Source organism: Roseateles amylovorans (assembly GCF_025398155.2).
Taxonomy (GTDB): Bacteria; Pseudomonadota; Gammaproteobacteria; order Burkholderiales; family Burkholderiaceae_C; genus Roseateles; species Roseateles amylovorans.
This window is the reverse complement of record NZ_CP104562.2, coordinates 2151797-2168464: the sequence shown is the minus strand read 5'-3', so window position 1 is coordinate 2168464 and position 16668 is coordinate 2151797. Positions and strand designations below refer to the sequence as shown.

At 66.0% G+C, this 16668-nt stretch carries 19 protein-coding genes; 6 read left to right on the top strand and 13 right to left on the bottom strand.

Annotation, left to right across the window (positions count from 1 at the left end; translation table 11 throughout):
- Positions 1 to 80 precede the first annotated feature (80 nt).
- The 10 genes from N4261_RS09295 to N4261_RS09250 all read right to left on the bottom strand — a co-directional run bounded on the left by N4261_RS09295 (position 81) and on the right by N4261_RS09250 (position 10088).
- Positions 81 to 878, bottom strand: a complete 798-nt coding sequence (locus N4261_RS09295; protein WP_261759874.1) for a sulfite exporter TauE/SafE family protein — start codon at positions 876 to 878, stop codon at positions 81 to 83.
- Between the two features lie 16 nt (positions 879 to 894).
- Positions 895 to 2331, bottom strand: coding sequence for an oxygen-independent coproporphyrinogen III oxidase (gene hemN, locus N4261_RS09290; RefSeq protein ID WP_261759873.1), 1437 nt, complete (start codon positions 2329 to 2331; stop codon positions 895 to 897).
- Between the two features lie 161 nt (positions 2332 to 2492).
- On the bottom strand, positions 2493 to 2795 hold the full coding sequence (locus N4261_RS09285) for a hypothetical protein (RefSeq protein WP_261759872.1): 303 nt from the start codon (positions 2793 to 2795) through the stop codon (positions 2493 to 2495).
- 121 nt (positions 2796 to 2916) lie between these two features.
- The gene (gene ccoG / locus N4261_RS09280; protein WP_435532057.1) at positions 2917 to 4356 is read right to left on the bottom strand and encodes a cytochrome c oxidase accessory protein CcoG; all 1440 of its coding nucleotides are present in this window, start codon (positions 4354 to 4356) and stop codon (positions 2917 to 2919) included.
- A gap of 21 nt (positions 4357 to 4377) precedes the next feature.
- On the bottom strand, positions 4378 to 5280 hold the full coding sequence (ccoP, locus tag N4261_RS09275) for a cytochrome-c oxidase, cbb3-type subunit III (protein ID WP_261759870.1): 903 nt from the start codon (positions 5278 to 5280) through the stop codon (positions 4378 to 4380).
- Positions 5273 to 5455: a cbb3-type cytochrome oxidase subunit 3 gene (locus tag N4261_RS09270; RefSeq protein ID WP_261759869.1), complete on the bottom strand. Its 183-nt coding sequence runs from the start codon at positions 5453 to 5455 to the stop codon at positions 5273 to 5275. The genes ccoP and N4261_RS09270 overlap by 8 nt, the downstream gene beginning before the upstream one ends.
- A gap of 8 nt (positions 5456 to 5463) precedes the next feature.
- Positions 5464 to 6090: a cytochrome-c oxidase, cbb3-type subunit II gene (gene ccoO, locus N4261_RS09265; protein ID WP_261759868.1), complete on the bottom strand. Its 627-nt coding sequence runs from the start codon at positions 6088 to 6090 to the stop codon at positions 5464 to 5466.
- A gap of 16 nt (positions 6091 to 6106) precedes the next feature.
- A complete protein-coding gene (ccoN, locus tag N4261_RS09260) occupies positions 6107 to 7561 on the bottom strand; it encodes a cytochrome-c oxidase, cbb3-type subunit I (RefSeq protein ID WP_261759867.1) in 1455 nt (484 codons plus the stop codon).
- Between the two features lie 77 nt (positions 7562 to 7638).
- Positions 7639 to 7785, bottom strand: a complete 147-nt coding sequence (gene ccoS, locus N4261_RS09255; protein WP_261759866.1) for a cbb3-type cytochrome oxidase assembly protein CcoS — start codon at positions 7783 to 7785, stop codon at positions 7639 to 7641.
- 5 nt (positions 7786 to 7790) lie between these two features.
- Positions 7791 to 10088 (bottom strand): heavy metal translocating P-type ATPase, encoded by a 2298-nt coding sequence (locus N4261_RS09250; RefSeq protein WP_261759865.1) that lies wholly within the window; start codon positions 10086 to 10088, stop codon positions 7791 to 7793.
- A 452-nt stretch (positions 10089 to 10540) separates the two neighbouring features.
- Between N4261_RS09250 and N4261_RS09245 the strand changes: the two genes are divergently transcribed.
- Positions 10541 to 11017 carry a DUF192 domain-containing protein gene (locus tag N4261_RS09245; RefSeq protein ID WP_261759864.1) on the top strand — a complete coding sequence of 159 codons (477 nt, stop codon included), beginning with the start codon at positions 10541 to 10543 and terminating at the stop codon, positions 11015 to 11017.
- A 171-nt stretch (positions 11018 to 11188) separates the two neighbouring features.
- Here the strand turns inward: N4261_RS09245 and N4261_RS09240 are convergent, their stop codons facing one another.
- From N4261_RS09240 to N4261_RS09230, 3 genes are all read right to left on the bottom strand, one after another.
- The gene (locus N4261_RS09240; protein WP_261759863.1) at positions 11189 to 11767 is read right to left on the bottom strand and encodes a superoxide dismutase; all 579 of its coding nucleotides are present in this window, start codon (positions 11765 to 11767) and stop codon (positions 11189 to 11191) included.
- 77 nt (positions 11768 to 11844) lie between these two features.
- Positions 11845 to 13155, bottom strand: a complete 1311-nt coding sequence (gene xseA, locus N4261_RS09235; protein WP_261759862.1) for an exodeoxyribonuclease VII large subunit — start codon at positions 13153 to 13155, stop codon at positions 11845 to 11847.
- A gap of 111 nt (positions 13156 to 13266) precedes the next feature.
- Positions 13267 to 13497, bottom strand: a complete 231-nt coding sequence (locus tag N4261_RS09230) for a hypothetical protein (protein ID WP_261759861.1) — start codon at positions 13495 to 13497, stop codon at positions 13267 to 13269.
- Between N4261_RS09230 and N4261_RS09225 the strand changes: the two genes are divergently transcribed.
- From N4261_RS09225 to kdsB, 5 genes are read left to right on the top strand one after another with little or no spacing between them, the layout of a single operon-like run.
- Positions 13484 to 14176 (top strand): MotA/TolQ/ExbB proton channel family protein, encoded by a 693-nt coding sequence (locus N4261_RS09225; protein ID WP_261759860.1) that lies wholly within the window; start codon positions 13484 to 13486, stop codon positions 14174 to 14176. The genes N4261_RS09230 and N4261_RS09225 overlap by 14 nt on opposite strands.
- Positions 14173 to 14589: an ExbD/TolR family protein gene (locus tag N4261_RS09220; protein WP_261759859.1), complete on the top strand. Its 417-nt coding sequence runs from the start codon at positions 14173 to 14175 to the stop codon at positions 14587 to 14589. Before N4261_RS09225 ends, N4261_RS09220 begins: the two co-directional genes overlap by 4 nt.
- Positions 14586 to 15635 carry a tetraacyldisaccharide 4'-kinase gene (gene lpxK / locus N4261_RS09215; protein ID WP_261759858.1) on the top strand — a complete coding sequence of 350 codons (1050 nt, stop codon included), beginning with the start codon at positions 14586 to 14588 and terminating at the stop codon, positions 15633 to 15635. The genes N4261_RS09220 and lpxK overlap by 4 nt, the downstream gene beginning before the upstream one ends.
- Positions 15625 to 15828, top strand: coding sequence for a Trm112 family protein (locus N4261_RS09210; protein ID WP_261759857.1), 204 nt, complete (start codon positions 15625 to 15627; stop codon positions 15826 to 15828). The genes lpxK and N4261_RS09210 overlap by 11 nt, the downstream gene beginning before the upstream one ends.
- Entirely contained in the window at positions 15825 to 16589 is a 765-nt protein-coding gene (gene kdsB / locus N4261_RS09205) for a 3-deoxy-manno-octulosonate cytidylyltransferase (RefSeq protein WP_261759856.1), read from the top strand. The genes N4261_RS09210 and kdsB overlap by 4 nt, the downstream gene beginning before the upstream one ends.
- Positions 16590 to 16668: the final 79 nt, after the last annotated feature.

Below are 16668 nucleotides of genomic sequence, written 5' to 3'. Positions count from 1 at the left end.
AATCGCGTAGGTGGGTGGGTAAACCGGAAGCGCCGATTCTATGACAGCGAAAGTTTCGGCCAACCGATGCATGAATGGCCCTAGCCGCAATACGCGCGGATCTGCGCCCAGACGCCATGCCCGAGCGCCCAGCAAGCGCCCGCCATCAGCAATCCGCCCGAGATCCGAGTGGCCCAGCGCATCTCGCGCGCGCCCACTGGCAGCATCAAGCCAGCGCCCGGACCGCCTGAAACGCCCGGCGCCATTCCCGGACCGCCGGCCAGCGCCATCCCGCCGCCCTGCCCGCCCCGGCCCAGGGTGGACAGACGTCGCAACAGCCAGGGTCCCGCCAGCAGCCCAGGCGAGGAGGCCAGCGCAAATGCCGCCATCACCGCCGCGCCCTGCCAGGGTCCACTGGCCAGTGCAGCAACAACCAGGGCCGACTGCAGCAACCCGCACGGCCAAGCCAGCCAGGCCAGGCCCGCAGAGCCGGCGGTGACCGGCATGCTCCAAGCGGTCTTGGCTTCACGAAGGGCTCCCACTGACACGGTGCCGACGGCGGGTGGCCGCTCAGGCCACAGCCGCTGCAACCATCCGGGCTGTTCGCCCCGCCACAGCAGGAACAGGCCCAATGCCAGCGCCACCAGATGCAGGCCCAGCCAGAGCGGACGCAGCCAGGCCACCGTCTCGCCCCAACGCACCAGCCCGGCGACACTCGCTGCCGCAATCGCGCCACCGGTCGCATAGCCGACCAGCCGCCCGACCTGAAAGCTGCCCATGGCGGGCCAGCGCGCCCCCCCGGTGACCGCCGCACACGGCGCGCCACACATGGCCGCGCAATGCACGCTGCCGGCGGCGCCCATCAAGAAGGCGGATCCGACGAGCGTCAGGTCGAGCATGGTCCATTCACCTCCGTCAAAGGATGCGCGAGAAGCGGACCGGTTCAGCGCGCTCGCCCGCCTCCGGTGACGCACTCACCGGGCGCCGCAGGTATCGATCGAAGACCATCGCCACCGCACGGACGAAATACCAGCCCAAAGGCGTGACTTGGATGGCCCCAGGGACCAGCGCGACCAAGCCGTCATTCGCCAGTTGACGAAGTCTCGGTTGTTCTGCCGCAAAGTACTGATCGAAGTCCACATGATGGATCTGCTCGAACGCCGGAATGTCCAGTCGCCCTTGGCACATCAAGGCCATGATGGCGGCTTGGCGGATCAGGTCATCCCGGTCCAGCGTCAATCCACGCTCCACCGGCAAGCGCCCCGCCCGCAGTGCGGCTTCATAGGCGTCCAGTGTCTTGAGGTTCTGGGCGTAGTGTGCGCCCACCCGGGCAATCGCGGAGACGCCCAGCGCGATCAGGTCGCGATCCGGTTGTGTGCTGTAGCCCTGGAAATTGCGATGCAGGCGACCGGCCCGTTTGGCGACGGCCAGTGGATCGTCCGGCAGAGCGAAGTGGTCCATGCCGATGTAGCTGTAGCCCTCGGACAAAAACCCGCTGATCGCGCCGGACAGCATGCGCAGCTTGCTCTCGGCCGGCGGCAGCGTGGTCTCGTCAATGCGGCGTTGGGGCTTGAAACGGTGCGGCAGGTGCGCGTAGCCGTACAGTGCGATGCGATCGGGCCGCAGCGCCGCCACCTGCTGCACCGTGGTGGCAAACGATTCGGGCGATTGCATCGGCAGACCGTAGATCAGGTCCGCGTTGATGGACTGGAAGCCGAGCGCTCGTGCCGAGACCATCAGCGCCGCGACACTCTCCAGACTCTGTTCGCGATGGACCGCGCGCTGCACCCGCGGATCGAAGTCCTGGATGCCAAAGCTCAACCGGTTGAAGCCCAATTCACGCAGCCGCGCCAGGCGGTTCGCGTCCACCGTGCGCGGATCGACCTCGATCGAGATCTCCGCATCCGCACGGAACTGGAAGCGCTGGCGAAGGGCCTGCATCAGCCGCGCGAGTTCATCGTCGCTCAGGAAGGTCGGGGAGCCGCCACCCAGATGCAGCTGAGAGGCCTCGGGCGTCGAGCCGAGCGCCGCAGCGACCAAGCCCAGTTCGATGTCCAGCAGATCCAGATAGGCCGCGGCCCGCTCATGGTGGCGGGTGATGACCTTGTTGCAGGCGCAGTAGTAGCAGATGGATTCGCAGAACGGAATGTGCACATAGAGCGACACCGGCTGCGCCGCCTGGGGCCCGCTGCGGCGCTGGACCAATGAATGTCGCAGGCTTTCGGCACCAAACAGCTCGGAGAATCGATCTGCGGTGGGATAGGACGTATAGCGCGGGCCGGCGACATCGAAGCGTCGGAGCAGCTCGTCATCAATGAAATCAGGGGCTGGCGAGGTCGATGGCTGTTTCATGTCGAGCATCCTGACCTGATCGGAGGAGTTACCCCTTGATCGAAGTCATACCGATTCGCTGAAGAACCAAAAACGAGGCTGGCGACGCACGACGAATCCGTGCGCGGCGGGCATGAGGCGCTGGACGGCGCTGGACGGCGCCGGACCACGCCGCCATCAGTTCACTGAGGCTGCCCGCCGGTCGCGGCATGGTTGCGCGCATTCATCGCCGGGGCGAGGGAGGCATCGGCCTCATCAGCCGCTTGCCGGACCACCCCACCCGACTCGTGCTTCACCACCGGATCCGGATGGGTGATCGCCAAGGCCAGGGTCACGAAGCTCGCCAACACCACCACACTCGGCCCGCCAACCACCAGCCACATCATGCGATGACGCCACCACGGGCCGCTGCTGGGCAGGTCGGGCATCGATGCGCCACCCGTGGCGGCCTGGGGCCGACGGGCTTCCTTGTTGATGTCATTCATCGCGCGGTCTCCTGTCGCCTGTCGCTCAGAGATGTCCGACAGGCTTGCGCCGCTGCCAGACATCGATCAATCGGTGTCGCCCGGGAATCGATTCCCGCTGGGCGACGATGCATCGTCCGCCTCATCGCGGCGTGACGAAGGTGGACTTCTCCAGAACGGCCCGATCCGGCCCACCGCTCGGATCAAGTCGACGAATCTCGAAGTGAATCGGATGCGCGCCAGCTCCCAGGGACTGCGCCGTCTCCGGCGGCACCCGCAACGACACCGTCACCCAGCGCGCTTCCGCAGGCGACAGTGTCTGCACCCCGATCGCGGGCACCAACTGCAGCCCCTCCAAACCCTCCGCTGTGATCGTGAAGCGCTGGCTGGACTCGGCCGCATTCATGATCTGCAGCCGATAGACGTTCTCGATGTAACCATCATCAACCAGCCGGGCCAGCGAGGCACGGTCCCGGATCACGTCCACCCGGAACGGGGTGCGCAACCACAGGCTCGCCATCAAGGCGGCGGAGATCGCCACCAGGATGGCACCGTAGATCAGCACCCTCGGTCGGAACACCCGGCGCCATTGCTGCTTCGAGGTCCATCCCTGGTCCATCCCGTTCTGGGTGGCATAGCGGATGAGGCCGCGGGGATAGTTGAATCCGTCCATCACGTCGTCGCAGGCGTCAATGCAGGCCGCGCAGCCGATGCACTCATACTGCAAGCCCTTGCGGATGTCGATGCCGGTCGGGCAGACCTGCACGCACAAGCCGCAATCCACGCAGCTCCCCAAACCGACCTCGGCCGGCTGCACCTTCTTGGAACGCGGTCCGCGCGGCTCACCGCGCGCCGGGTCATAGCTGATGATCAGCGTGTCCTTGTCGAACATGGCGCTCTGGAAGCGCGCATACGGACACATGTACTTGCAGACCTGCTCCCGCATGAAGCCCGCATTGCCGTAGGTCGCAAAGCCGTAGAACAGCACCCAGAAGGATTCCCACGCGCCCAGAGCACCGTGGATCGCTTCCGAGCCGAGCAGGCGGATCGGCGTGAAGTAGCCGACAAAAGTGAAACCGGTCCACAAGGACACCGCCAGCCAGGCCGCATGCTTGCCGGTCTTACGCAGCAACTTCTCCGCGCCCAGCCCGCCCTTGTCCAACCGGATACGGGCCGCCCGGTCACCTTCGATGCGGCGTTCGATCCACAGGAAGATCTCGGTGTAGACCGTCTGCGGACAGGCATAACCGCACCACAGCCGACCCGCCACCGCGGTGAAGAAGAAGAGCGCATAGGCCGAGATCAGCAGCAGCGCCGTCAAGTAGATGAAGTCCTGCGGATACAGGACGAGATCAAAAACGAAGAAGCGGCGCGCTTCCAGATCGAAGAGCACGGCCTGGCGCCCGTTCCAGGGCAGCCAGGGCAAGCCGTAGAACAGGGCCTGGGTCGCGAAGACCAGGGCCCAGCGCCAGACGGCGAACCAGCCATGGACACTGCGCGGATAGATCTTGGGCTGCGCCGCATACATCCAGATGGTCTTGGATCCGTCTGGCGGGGGGGGCGGCGTCGCCTGGTTGCGCATGTCCATGGGGTTCACCTGGCGTTATTTCGGCTGGTTGGACAAGCTCCACACATAGGCGCCCAGCACCCGGATCTGCTCGGGACTCAGCCGGGATCCGTGCTCCGGCATGACGTTCTGCTTGCCGTTGTTGATCATCGCGATCACCGCCGGTTCGCCCCAGCCATGCAACCAGACCTTGTCGGTCAGGTTGGGCGCACCCAGGGCATGGTTGCCCTTGCCGTCCGCGCCGTGACAGGCCGCGCAGGCCGCGAACTTCGACTTGCCGAGCTGCGCCGCCACCGAGTTGTGCGGGCTGCCCGACAGGCTCAGCACGTAGTTGGCGAGGTTGCGGACGTCGTCACCGGTGCCGACGGCCGCCGCCATCGGCGGCATCACGCCCTGGCGGCCGTTGGTGATCGTGGTGACGATGGTGTCGTATTCACCGCCGTAGAGCCAGTCGTTGTCGGTCAGGTTGGGGAAGCCCTTGGACCCCTTGGCGTCCGAGCCGTGGCAGCTGGCGCAGTTGTTGGCGAACAGACGCTCGCCAATGCCGTGCGCCTGATTGTCCCGGGCCAGCGTCTCGACCGGCAGGTCCTTGAACTTCGCATAGACCTGGTCCATGGCGGCCAGCGCGCGCGCTTGTTCGTCCTTGTACTGCTGGCCGCTGCTCCAGTTGAGCGTGCCGGCATAACTGCCCAGGCCGGGATAAAGCGCCAGATAACCGCCGGCAAAAACCACCGTCAGAACGAACAGGCCCATCCACCAACGCGGCAGCGGGTTGTTCAGCTCCTTCAGGTCCTCGTCCCACACATGGCCGGTACTGTTGTCATCGGCCATCGGCTTGCGGCGACTGGCAATGATCAGCAGCACCAGACACAGCAACAGCCCCAGGACCGTGGTGGCGGCGACGAACAGCGACCAGCCGTTCGACACGAAATCACTCATCGCGACCTCCTCGTGCGTCCGGCTCCTCGCCCATCAAGGCGAGCGAGCCCAATTCTTCGAAATGTTGGCGATTGCGCCTGGCATAGGCCCAGCCGACGATCGCCAGAAACACCACCATCGACACCAGCGTGACCGCCGCGCGAATCGTGTTGAGATCCAGAAGATCCATGTTCATGGGGTCCCTCACTTCTTGAGCGCGGTGCCCAGCACCTGCAGGTAGGCAATGACCGCTTCGAGCTCGGTCTTGCCTTTCACCTCAGAGGCGGCCTGATCGATCTGAGCGTCGGTGTAGGGGACGCCCACCGTGCGCAGGGCACGCATCTTGGGCGCGAGCTCGGTTTCATCAACCTTGCCGGCGGCCAGCCAGGGGTAGGCGGGCATGTTGGATTCGGGCACCAGGTCACGCGGGTTGATCAGGTGCAGGCGATGCCACTCATCGCTGTACTTGCCGCCCACGCGTGCCAGGTCCGGCCCGGTGCGCTTGCTGCCCCACTGGAAAGGATGGTCGTAGACGAATTCGCCAGCGACCGAGTAGTGGCCGTAGCGCAGCGTCTCGGCCCGCAGCGGCCGGATCATCTGGGAGTGGCAGTTGTAGCAGCCCTCCCGGATGTAGACGTCACGTCCGGCCAGCTGCAGCGGGGTGTAGGGCTGCAGCCCTTCCACCGGTTGGGTGGTGGAGCGCTGGAAGAACAGCGGCACGATCTCGACCGCACCACCGACCAGCACCGTCAGCAGCACCAGCACGATCATCAGGAAGTTGCTGGTCTCGATGCGCTCGTGACCCGCGGGTTTGGCATGGGAAGTTGCCATGGGGTTCTCCTTCTTGTCAGGCCGCGGCCAGCACGGTGGGAATCGGCTGCGGACGCGCCACGCCGACGCGCGCCGTCATCACCACGTTCCAGGCCATCAGGCACATGCCGCCCAGGTACAACAGACCGCCGAGCAGACGGATCACATAGAACGGATAGGTCGCCTTGACGCTTTCCACGAAGGTGTAGACCAGCGTGCCGTCCGGATTCACCGCGCGCCACATCAGACCCTGCATCACCCCGGCGATCCACATCGCGGCGATGTAGAGCACGATGCCGAGCGTGGCGATCCAGAAGTGCAGCTCGATGGCCCGCTTGGAATACATCTCGGTGCGGCCATACATGCGCGGGATCAGGTGGTAGAGCGATCCCATCGAGATCAATCCGACCCAACCCAGCGCGCCGCTGTGCACATGGCCGATGGTCCAGTCGGTGTAATGCGAGAGCGCATTGACCGTCTTGATCGACATCATCGGACCCTCGAAGGTCGACATGCCGTAGAACGACAGGGCCACGATCAGGAACTTCAGGATCGGGTCGTCACGCAGTTTGTGCCACGCACCGCTCAAGGTCATGATGCCGTTGATCATCCCGCCCCAGCTCGGCGCCAGCAGCACCAGCGAGAACAGCATGCCCACGCTCTGCGCCCAGTCCGGCAGCGCCGTGTAGTGCAGGTGGTGGGGACCGGCCCACATGTAGGTGAAGATCAGCGCCCAGAAGTGGACGATCGACAGCCGGTAGCTGTAGACCGGCCGATTGGCCTGCTTGGGGATGTAGTAATACATCATGCCCAGGAAGCCGGCAGTCAGGAAGAAGCCCACCGCGTTATGGCCATACCACCACTGCACCATGGCGTCCTGCACGCCGGCGTAGGCGGAGTAGCTCTTGGTCAGGCTGACCGGAATCGCCGCACTGTTGACGATGTGCAGCAGGGCCACCGCAATGATGAAGGCACCGAAGAACCAGTTGGCCACATAGATGTGACGCACCTTGCGGATGCCGACGGTGCCGAAGAACACCACCGCATAGGACACCCAGACCAGGGCGATCAGGATGTCGATCGGCCATTCCAGCTCGGCATACTCCTTGCCGCTGGTCAGGCCCAGCGGCAGGGTGATCGCGGCCAGCACGATGACGAGCTGCCAACCCCAGAAGGTGAACCACGCCAGGCCCGGCGCAAACAGCCGGGTCTGGCCGGTGCGCTGCACGACATGGAAAGCCGTGGCCATCAAGGTACAACCGCCGAAGGCGAAGATCACCGCGTTGGTGTGCAACGGTCGCAAGCGACCGTAGCTCAGCCACGCAATGTCCATGTTGAGTTGCGGCCAGGTGATCTGGGCCGCAATGATGACGCCCACCAACATGCCCACCACGCCCCAGAGCACGGCGGCCAAGGCAAAGGCACGGACGACCCCGTCGTCATAGCTGGGCGGCCGAACGCCCTCTGCATTCGGACTCGAAACCCTACTCATCGGAGCTCCTTATTAACGCTGATTCGCTGCATGGCAGCAATTCTTTGGCAGCCACTCCCAAACAGCCTTGACGGCCATCAAGCTTGAGAGTCGTCCTCGAGGATTCGCTGACCTTCCCGGTCGAGCGACTCCAACTGCCCGGAATGCAGCGCCCATCCAAATACGCCCAGGATGAGAATCACCAGCACCACGGACAGCGGAATGAGTAAGTACAGGATGTCCATTCGATTCAGCCCCGCCCCAGACGGGCCGCATTGGCCACGACGAACAGCGAGCTCAGCGCCATGCCGAGCCCGGCCGCCCAGGGCGGCAGCCATCCCATGAGTGCCAGCGGCACGCAGATCGCGTTGTAGAGGGCGGACCACGCCAGGTTCTGCCGCACGACAGCGCGGGTCCGATGCGCCAGCCGCAACGCCTGAGTGACGGCGTCCAACCGGTTGCCCACCAGCAGCGCGTCGGCGCGCGACTTGGCCAGGTCGGCCCCCTGCCCCATCGCCACCGAGACCTGCGCGCGGGCAAGCACCGGCGCATCGTTGATCCCGTCGCCAAGCATCAAGACCTGGCCCCCGTGCTGTTGCAAATGCGTCACACAGGCCAGTTTGTCTTCGGGACTGGCGCCGCCTTGCCACTGGGTGATGCCCGCCTGACGGGCCATCGATTCGACCCGGTCCGCACGGTCACCAGAGAGCAGCGTCACCGACAAGCCCAGGTCGCGCCAGGCCTGCACCGAGGCCACTGCGGCATCGCGCAGTTGTTCCTGGAAGCGCCAGGCCGCCACGACCCGGCCATCGCAGCCCAACACCAACTGCGCGTCCGGCAGCATCGACGGGGCCTGTCCGGCGGATGACGCCCAGGCTGCCGAGCCCAGCCGCCACCGCTGGCCGGCGCGATCCCGCGCCTCCAGACCGAGGCCGGGATGCTCCTGGATGTCGAGAAGGTCGATCGACCGATCGCCCGGGTTCGCACGCGCGGCGAGAACATCACCTGACCCCACGTCGACCAGAGGACCGTTCGGTGCGTCGAGCCGATGCGGTGAGTGCGTCAGGATCGATGGGTCAACGCCGGCAGCCAGCGCTCGGTCTGGCACTCCGGATGGGGGTGACGGCAGCGCAGACGACTGGGAGCGAACCAGCGCTTTGGACAAGGGATGGTGCGACGCCCTCGCCATGGCCAGCGCCACCTCTCGTGCTGCGGGGTCCATGGTGGTCGGCCATTGCGCGCCGAGCGCCGGCGCTGCATCGGTCAGGGTGCCGGTTTTGTCCATCACCACCTGATTCACCCGCGCCAGGCTCTCGATCGCATCCAGTCGGGACAACAAGAAACCGCGTCGCGCCAAGCGGCCGGCGGCAGCGACCCAGGCCGCAGGCGCTGCGAGCGACAACGCGCAGGGACAGGTCACGATCAGCACCGACACGCTCACGGCCAGCGCACGTGACGGATCAATGAACTGCCAGACCCCGGCCGCGCCCGCGGCCAGCAGCAGAACCACCCACAGAAAACCGCCGGCCACACGGTCGGACAGCCGCAGCATGCCGGGCCGCTCCAGGAAGGCCTCGCGCATCAGGCGCTGAATGCCGGCCAGCCGGGTGTCCGCCCCGAGCGACGTGATCCGCAACCGCATCGCCCCGGTGAGGTTGAGGCTGCCCGCCAGCACCGAATCGCCGATGACCTTGTGAACCGGGTGCGACTCGCCCGTCAGCAAGGATTCATCGGTGTCGCTGCTGCCGACCTCGATGACCGCGTCGGTCGGGATGCGTTGTCCGGCGGCGACGCGGATCCGATCACCGACCGTCAGATCATCGATGCTCACCCACTCGCCGTCGCCGTTGGGCAGACAGCGCTCGACCTGGTCCGGCAGCACATCCACCGCCTGCTCCAGCGCGAGCGCCGCCCGATGGCGGGACCGCAACTCCAGGTAGCGGGCGCCTAACAGGAAGCAGACGAACATCGTGATCGAATCGAAATAGACCTCGTGTCCGAAGGCACCGCCGGGGTCCAGCGTGGCGCCGGTTCCCGCCACGAAGGCCACCGCCAGGCCGAGCGCCACCGGCACATCCATGCCTACACGACCACTTCGCACCTGCACCCAGGCCGCGCGGAAGAACGGACCGGCGGCCAGCAGCATCACCGGCAAGGTCATCACCCACTGGCCCCAGCGCAGCAAGGCGCTGACGTCGGCCGTCATCTCGCCGGGCTCGGCGATGTAGGTCGGCCAGGCCAGCATCATCACCTGCATCATCAGGAAGCCCGCCACGAACAGGCGCCACAGCGCCTGTCGGTGCTCCCTGCGCCGCAGGTCCTGCGCCGAGTCAGGGACATCGGGGGCCAGGTCATAACCGGCGGACTGAAGCACCTGGCGCAGGTCGCTCAGTCGGGTCTGGTGCGGCCACCAGTCCAGGGTCAGCCGCTGGGTCGCGGCGCCGACCTGGGCCCGCACGACGCCAGGCTGCACGTCCAGGAGCGATTCAATCAAACCGGCACAGCCCGCACAGTGCATGCCGGACAGGCGCAGTCGGGAACGGGCCAAGGGGGGCGAGGTGGTGGGGGGCACGGCGCCCAGAGGCGAGGCGGTCGACGCTGGCGATGATGCAGCGCCTGGAACTGGGGGGCTGGATGAAGCCAATCGCGCGACGGAATCCGGATGCTCGGGGGACTCCACCGAGATCCAATCCGTGAAGCTGGAGAGCGACGGAAAAGGGGTTGGCGCGGCCTGCGCCGACGCCATGGAAACGGACCGGGCAATCGCTGTGCCATCCGCCTCACTCAATCCAGGCACCGGACCCAGCGAATTTCCCGCATCCATGGCCGGATTCACCAAGTCCATCTCCTCCGCCGTGCGCCGCGCCCTTGCCGCGTTTTCGGTGTTCAGGCCAGTGGTTTCCTCTGCAGCACTGCCCCGCAGGCGGAGGGCAAGTGGGCTGCACGTTTCTTCACGATCAGCGCAGGCAATGGGCGGCGGCATGCCGGTAATAATGCGACATGTCCAAAGGTTTGAACATGGTCAATATCAAGTTCGCAATCGCTTCCCTGAGCCTTGTTTTTGGTTCGATCCTGCCAGTTGCACATGCGCAACAGGGACCCCAGAAAGGCCTGCCGGTCGTGGAGTTGGGCGCCGGCATGCATCTGATTCACGCCGAAGTGGCACGCACCGAAGAGCAACGCGCCATCGGTCTGATGAATCGAAAGGAAATGCCAGCCAATGCCGGCATGCTGTTTGTGTTCGAGCAGGCCGGCGTTCAATGCTTCTGGATGAAGAACACCCTGATTCCGCTGTCCATCGCTTTTGTCGGCGATGACGGCAGCATCGTCAATATCGATGAGATGCAGGCCTTGTCCGAGGCCTCGCACTGCTCGGCCAAACCGGTGCGTTATGTGCTGGAAATGAACCAAGGCTGGTTCTCCAAACGCGCCCTGAAGGCAGGCACCAAACTTCGCGGCGGCCCCTGGCCGAAATAATTGACGGCAGTCATCGCAGTGAATGGATGCTGACGCCCAATTGCCTCACTTTTCAGGGCCGATTGGCCTCCACAAACAGAAACGGCCCGGATCATCCGGGCCGTTGTTCATTCAGGGTTGGCACGCACCCGCGTCAGACGCCTCAGGCGCCGTCGCGGGTCGTGATCCCGATCAGAAGTTCGCTTGCGCGAACTCCCAGTTCACTAGGCTCTTCAAGAAGGTCTCGACGAACTTCGGGCGGGCATTGCGGTAGTCGATGTAGTAGGCATGCTCCCACACGTCGATGGTCAGCAGCGGCTTGTCGCCGGTCGTCAGCGGGGTGCCGGCGGCGCCCATGTTGACGATGTCGACCGAACCGTCGGCCTTCTTCACCAGCCAGGTCCAGGCGGAACCGAAGTTGCCGACGGCGCTCTTCTGGAAGGCTTCCTTGAAGGCGTCGTAGCTGCCCCACTTGGCGTTGATGGCGTCCGCCAGCGGGCCGCTCGGTGCGCCACCGCCATTGGGCTTCAGGCAGCTCCAGAAGAAGGTGTGGTTCCAGATCTGGGCCGCATTGTTGTAGATGCCGCCGCTGGAAGTCTTGACGATCTCTTCGAGCGTCTTGCTCTCGAACTCGGTGCCCTTCTGGAGGTTGTTCAGGTTGTCCACGTAAGCCTTGTGGTGCTTGCCGTGGTGGTACTCCAGCGTCTCGGCGCTGATGTGCGGCGCCAGCGCGCCCTTGTCATAGGGCAGGTCGGGAAGAATATGTTCCATGAGGCACTCCTCTATTGAGTTTGGACAAAGATCGCGGCGATTGTAGGCAGCTTGCCTGGGCGCCCGATCGAAGGGGATTAAGGAAGGTCATCGGCCTGGAGGGCGTGCACCCGCTGGACGCGCAATTGGGCTTCGCCGTCGGCCAGCACGGCGCGCAAGTCCTGACCCTCGCTGAGTTGCTGGATCGATGCCAGCGCATGACCCTGACCATCGTCCAGCCAAGCGTAACCGCGCGCCAGCACTTGACGGGGGTCCAGCGCCTGCAACCGGGCGCCCAGCGATTCCAGCCGATGCCCGCCCCGCTGCAGCGATTGGGGCAAGGCACGCGCCAGCCGCTGCGCCAGATGGTCCAGCCGCTGCCCTTGCATCGCGATTCGCCGCGGCACGACCTGGCCCGCGCGCTGCGACAGCAGGTCCAGACGCCGACGCTGACGCGCCAGCGCATCACCCGGGCGGGCCAGCCGCAGCGCCAGGCGGTCCAGCCGCTGGGCCACACCGTCCAGCCTCTGTTCCAGCCGCCGATGCAGTTGCCGCTCCAGCGCGGCCAGGGTCTCCAGGCATTGCTGACGGGAGACGGTGGCCAGTTCGGCGGCGGCGGTCGGCGTGGGTGCGCGCAGGTCGGCGGCGAGATCGGCCAACGTCACATCGGTCTCATGGCCGACACCGCAGATCACCGGCAGCGGTGATTCCGCAATCGTCTGGACCACCCGCTCATCGTTGAAGGCCCACAGGTCTTCCAGCGAGCCTCCCCCTCGCACCAGCAGCAGCACTTCCGCATCGGCCCGGTCATTGGCCAGATTCAAGGCACGGACCAGGGCCGCAGGCGCTTCCGCCCCCTGGACCAGGCTGGGATAGATGAACACCTGCGCATGCGGCGCGCGGCGCGCGAGTGCAGTGAGCACGTCATGCAGGGCGGCGCCGCCGGTGGAGGTGATCACGCCGATGCGCCGGGCGAAGGTGGGCGGCACGCGTTTGCGGTCCGGATCGAACAGGCCTTGCGCTTCCAGCCGGGCCTTCAGGCGGAGGAACTGCTCATAGAGCGCGCCCTCGCCGGATCGGCGCATGGCCTCGACGACGAACTGGAGCTCGCCGCGTGGCTCATACAGCGCCACGCGTCCGCGAATCTCCACGCTCTGACCGTCGCGTGGCGAGAAATCGACCAGGCTGGCGGCCCGGCGGAACATGGCGCAGCGGATCATGGCCGCCTGGCCGTCCGCATCCTTCAGGCTGAAGTAACAGTGGCCGCTGGTCGCGCGCGTGAACCCGGAGAGCTCGCCTTGCACCGTCAGCACCGGGAATCGCGCCTGCAACGCGTCGGAAAGTGCCGTCAACAGGGCACCGACCCCCCAGACCATCCGTGCTGATGCGGGTTTCGAGCCGTCAATCATGTGCAAACCCAGGCGTGGCGCGGGTCAGGAACTCCACAGCCGCGCCAATACTGTTCCCGCGGGCCATGTTGCCCGTCATGCGGCCGTCACATAACGATAAGCGCTTGTTTTTCAATGGATTTTTTCTGCTGTTTTTTGTGGCAAGCCAATTCGTACCCCGTAGAAATCGGCCTTGGCGCCATTGCTCACGCGCTTTTCCACAAAGTTATCCACAGGATCGGTGGATGTTTGTAAGGGCTTGTGAGGAGGTGATCCGGTGGTCTGCGGGAACGCCGCGTGGCGCCATAATGCGCGCCGGGCCTCAAGATGCCCGAACGGAGGGAATGCCTTGTTTTCGATCATACAAGCCGCCGGCTGGCCGATCTGGCCGCTGCTGCTGTGTTCCGTGGTGGCTCTGGCCCTGATCATCGAGCGCTTTGTCAGCCTGCGCGCCAGCCGCGTGGCGCCGCCCAGCCTGATTGAGGAAGTGCTGGGCGTCACCCAGTTTCAGATCCCCAGCCAAGACGTTGTCAGCAAGCTGGCTGAAAACTCCTTGCTCGGTCAGGTGCTGGCTTCGGGCCTGCGCGCCTCGCAGGCGGACCCGCGTGGCGGCGAACCCCGCCTGCGCCAGGTCTTCGAGCTGTCTGGCCGCCACGCGATCCATCAGATGGAACGCTACCTGAACGCGCTGGGCACCATCGCCGCGGCCGCGCCGCTGCTGGGTCTGCTGGGCACCGTGGTGGGCATGATCGAGATCTTCGGCAGCCAGAGCCCGACCGGCAACAACCCGGCCCTGCTGGCGCACGGGATCTCGATCGCGCTCTACAACACCGCCTTCGGCCTGATCGTGGCCATCCCGGCGCTGATGTTCTACCGCTTCTTCCGCGGCAAGGTGGAGTCCTATGTCATCGACATGGAACAGGCCAGCGAACGGCTGCTGACCCATCTGAGCAACCGCGCGCTGGCCCAGGCCTCAGGCAGCAGCCAACCGGTGACGCCGCCCGTGGCGCCGGCCAAGCCGACGAAGGCAGCGGCCAAATGAAGTTCCGCCGTCGTCACAACGAGGAGCCGGAGATCAACCTGATCCCGTTCATCGACGTGTTGCTGGTGGTCCTGATCTTCCTGATGCTGTCGACCACCTATTCGAAGTTCACTGAACTTCAGGTGACGCTGCCCACCGCCGATTCGCAGACGATGAAGGACCGCCCGGCGGAGATCATCGTGGCGATCGCCGCGGACGGCCGCTACGCGATCGACCACCAGGCCGTGGAGGGTCGCAGCGTCGACCTGCTCACCACGGCCCTGCAACAGGCTGCGCAAGGTCGGCCCGACCCCATCGTGATCATTTCCGCCGATGCGGCCACGCCGCACCAGGCGGTGGTGAACGTGATGGATGCGGCGCGCCGCGCCAACCTGCCGCGGCTGACCTTCGCTGCCAATAAACCCCGGGAATGAGCCGGGGGGCACTCGAAGAGCGGCTGCAGCGCGCCTGGCGAGACGACGACCGTCTGGCTCGGGCGCTGCGTCCGCTCTCGCTGCTGCACGGCGGCGTGCTGAAGCTCCGCAGCCTGCTCTATCGACTGAGACTCAAACGGACCGCTTCGCTGCCGGTCCCGGTGATCGTGGTTGGCAACTGGGTCGTCGGCGGCGCCGGCAAGACCCCCACCACCCTGTCACTGCTGGAGTCACTGGCCCGCCTGGGCGTGCGCGCCGGCGTCATCTCCCGAGGCTATGGCCGCGCGGATGACCGCGAGGTGCGCCTCATCCAGGACGGCGACCGCGCCGAAGACGTCGGTGATGAACCTTTGCTGATCGCCCAACGCGGTCGGGTGCCGGTCGCGGTGGGTCGGGACCGCGTTGCCGCGGCGCGGGCGCTGCTGGCGGCCCATCCAGCGCTTCAGGTGCTGGTCTCGGACGACGGCCTGCAGCACTGGCGCCTGCCGCGTCAGCTCAGCATCCTGGTGTTCGACGAGCGTGGCCTGGGCAACGGGCAACTGCTGCCCGCCGGCCCGCTGCGCCAATCGCGCGACCTTCCGCCCACACCCGGCAGCACCGCCCACCAGCTGGTGCTCTACAGCACCGGCCGCCCCAGCACCGCGCTGCCAGGCTTCGTCGGCACACGCCAGTTGGCCGGTGCGGTGGGGTTGGCGGATTGGTGGCGCGGCGAACCGGCGCGGCTGGAACGCCTGCATGCGCTGCGCAACAAACCCCTGATTGCTGCCGCCGGTCTGGCCCGACCGCAACGATTTTTCGACATGCTGGGCGATCAGGGATTGAGCTTTCGCGCGCTGCCCCTGCCCGATCACGCGTCGCTGGACCCCCTGCCCTGGGCCCGCACCGATGAGGTCGTCATCACCGAGAAGGACGCCATCAAGCTCCGTCCCGAGCCGCTGCAAGGCTGCCGGATCTGGGTGGTGGCGCTAGACTTCCGCCCCGAACCTGCTTTTGAGGAAGCGCTTCAGCGAGAGCTGGGGCGACTGCTGCCCGACCATGGACCATAGACTCATCGAGATGCTGGTGTGCCCCGTCTGCAAGGGCCCGCTGGAAGACCGCCGACACGGCCCCGACAGCGCCCTGCCCGCCCGTGAACTGGTGTGTCCCGCGGACCGCCTGGCCTTCCCGGTCCGGGACGGCATCCCCGTGATGCTGGCCACCGAAGCCCGCTCGCTGGATACCGAAGGCGAACAGGCGTGACCGCCTTTCACATCATCGTGCCGGCGCGCCTGGCCTCGACGCGGCTGCCGAACAAGCCGCTGGCAGACATCGCCGGTGCGCCGATGATCGTGCAGGTCGCCCGTCGCGCCGCGCTGGCGGGTGCCGAGCAGGTGGTCGTCGCGACCGATGCCGAGGAAGTTCGGCGCGCCTGCGAAGCGCACGGCGTGCGCGCCGTGATGACGCGTGCGGACCATGCCAGCGGCAGCGATCGGTTGGCGGAGGCCTGCGAGCTGCTCTCCCTGCCCGATGACGCGGTGGTGGTGAATGTGCAGGGCGATGAGCCCCTGATCGCGCCGGGCATGATCCGCGCCTGCGCGGACCTGCTGACGGCGCGTCCGCAGTGCCAGATGGCCACGGTCGCCCACGAGATCGACAGCGACGAAGAGTTCGCGAACCCGAACGTCGTGAAGCTGGTGACGGATGCGCAAGGTCTGGCGCTGTACTTCTCCCGCGCACCGATTCCCTGGTGGCGCGACGCTCCCGGCGGCGGCGCTCGCATCAAGCCGTCCGCGGTGCTGCGGCATGTGGGGCTGTATGCCTACCGCGCCGGTTTTCTGCGCCGCTTCCCCACGCTCAGCGTCAGCCCCCTCGAGCAGATCGAGGCGCTGGAGCAGTTGCGGGTGCTGTGGCACGGCGAGCGCATCGCGGTGCATGTCAGCCCGGAGCGCCCCGGCCCCGGCGTGGACACCCCTGAAGACCTGGCACGCGTGCGCAGCCTGATGGAAGGTGCGGCGGGCTGATCATCCGATTCCAAGCGGCATCCGGTCGATGACAGTCTCTCGCGGCGAGTAGCCCGCGAGGGTTACAGACGGGTTCATT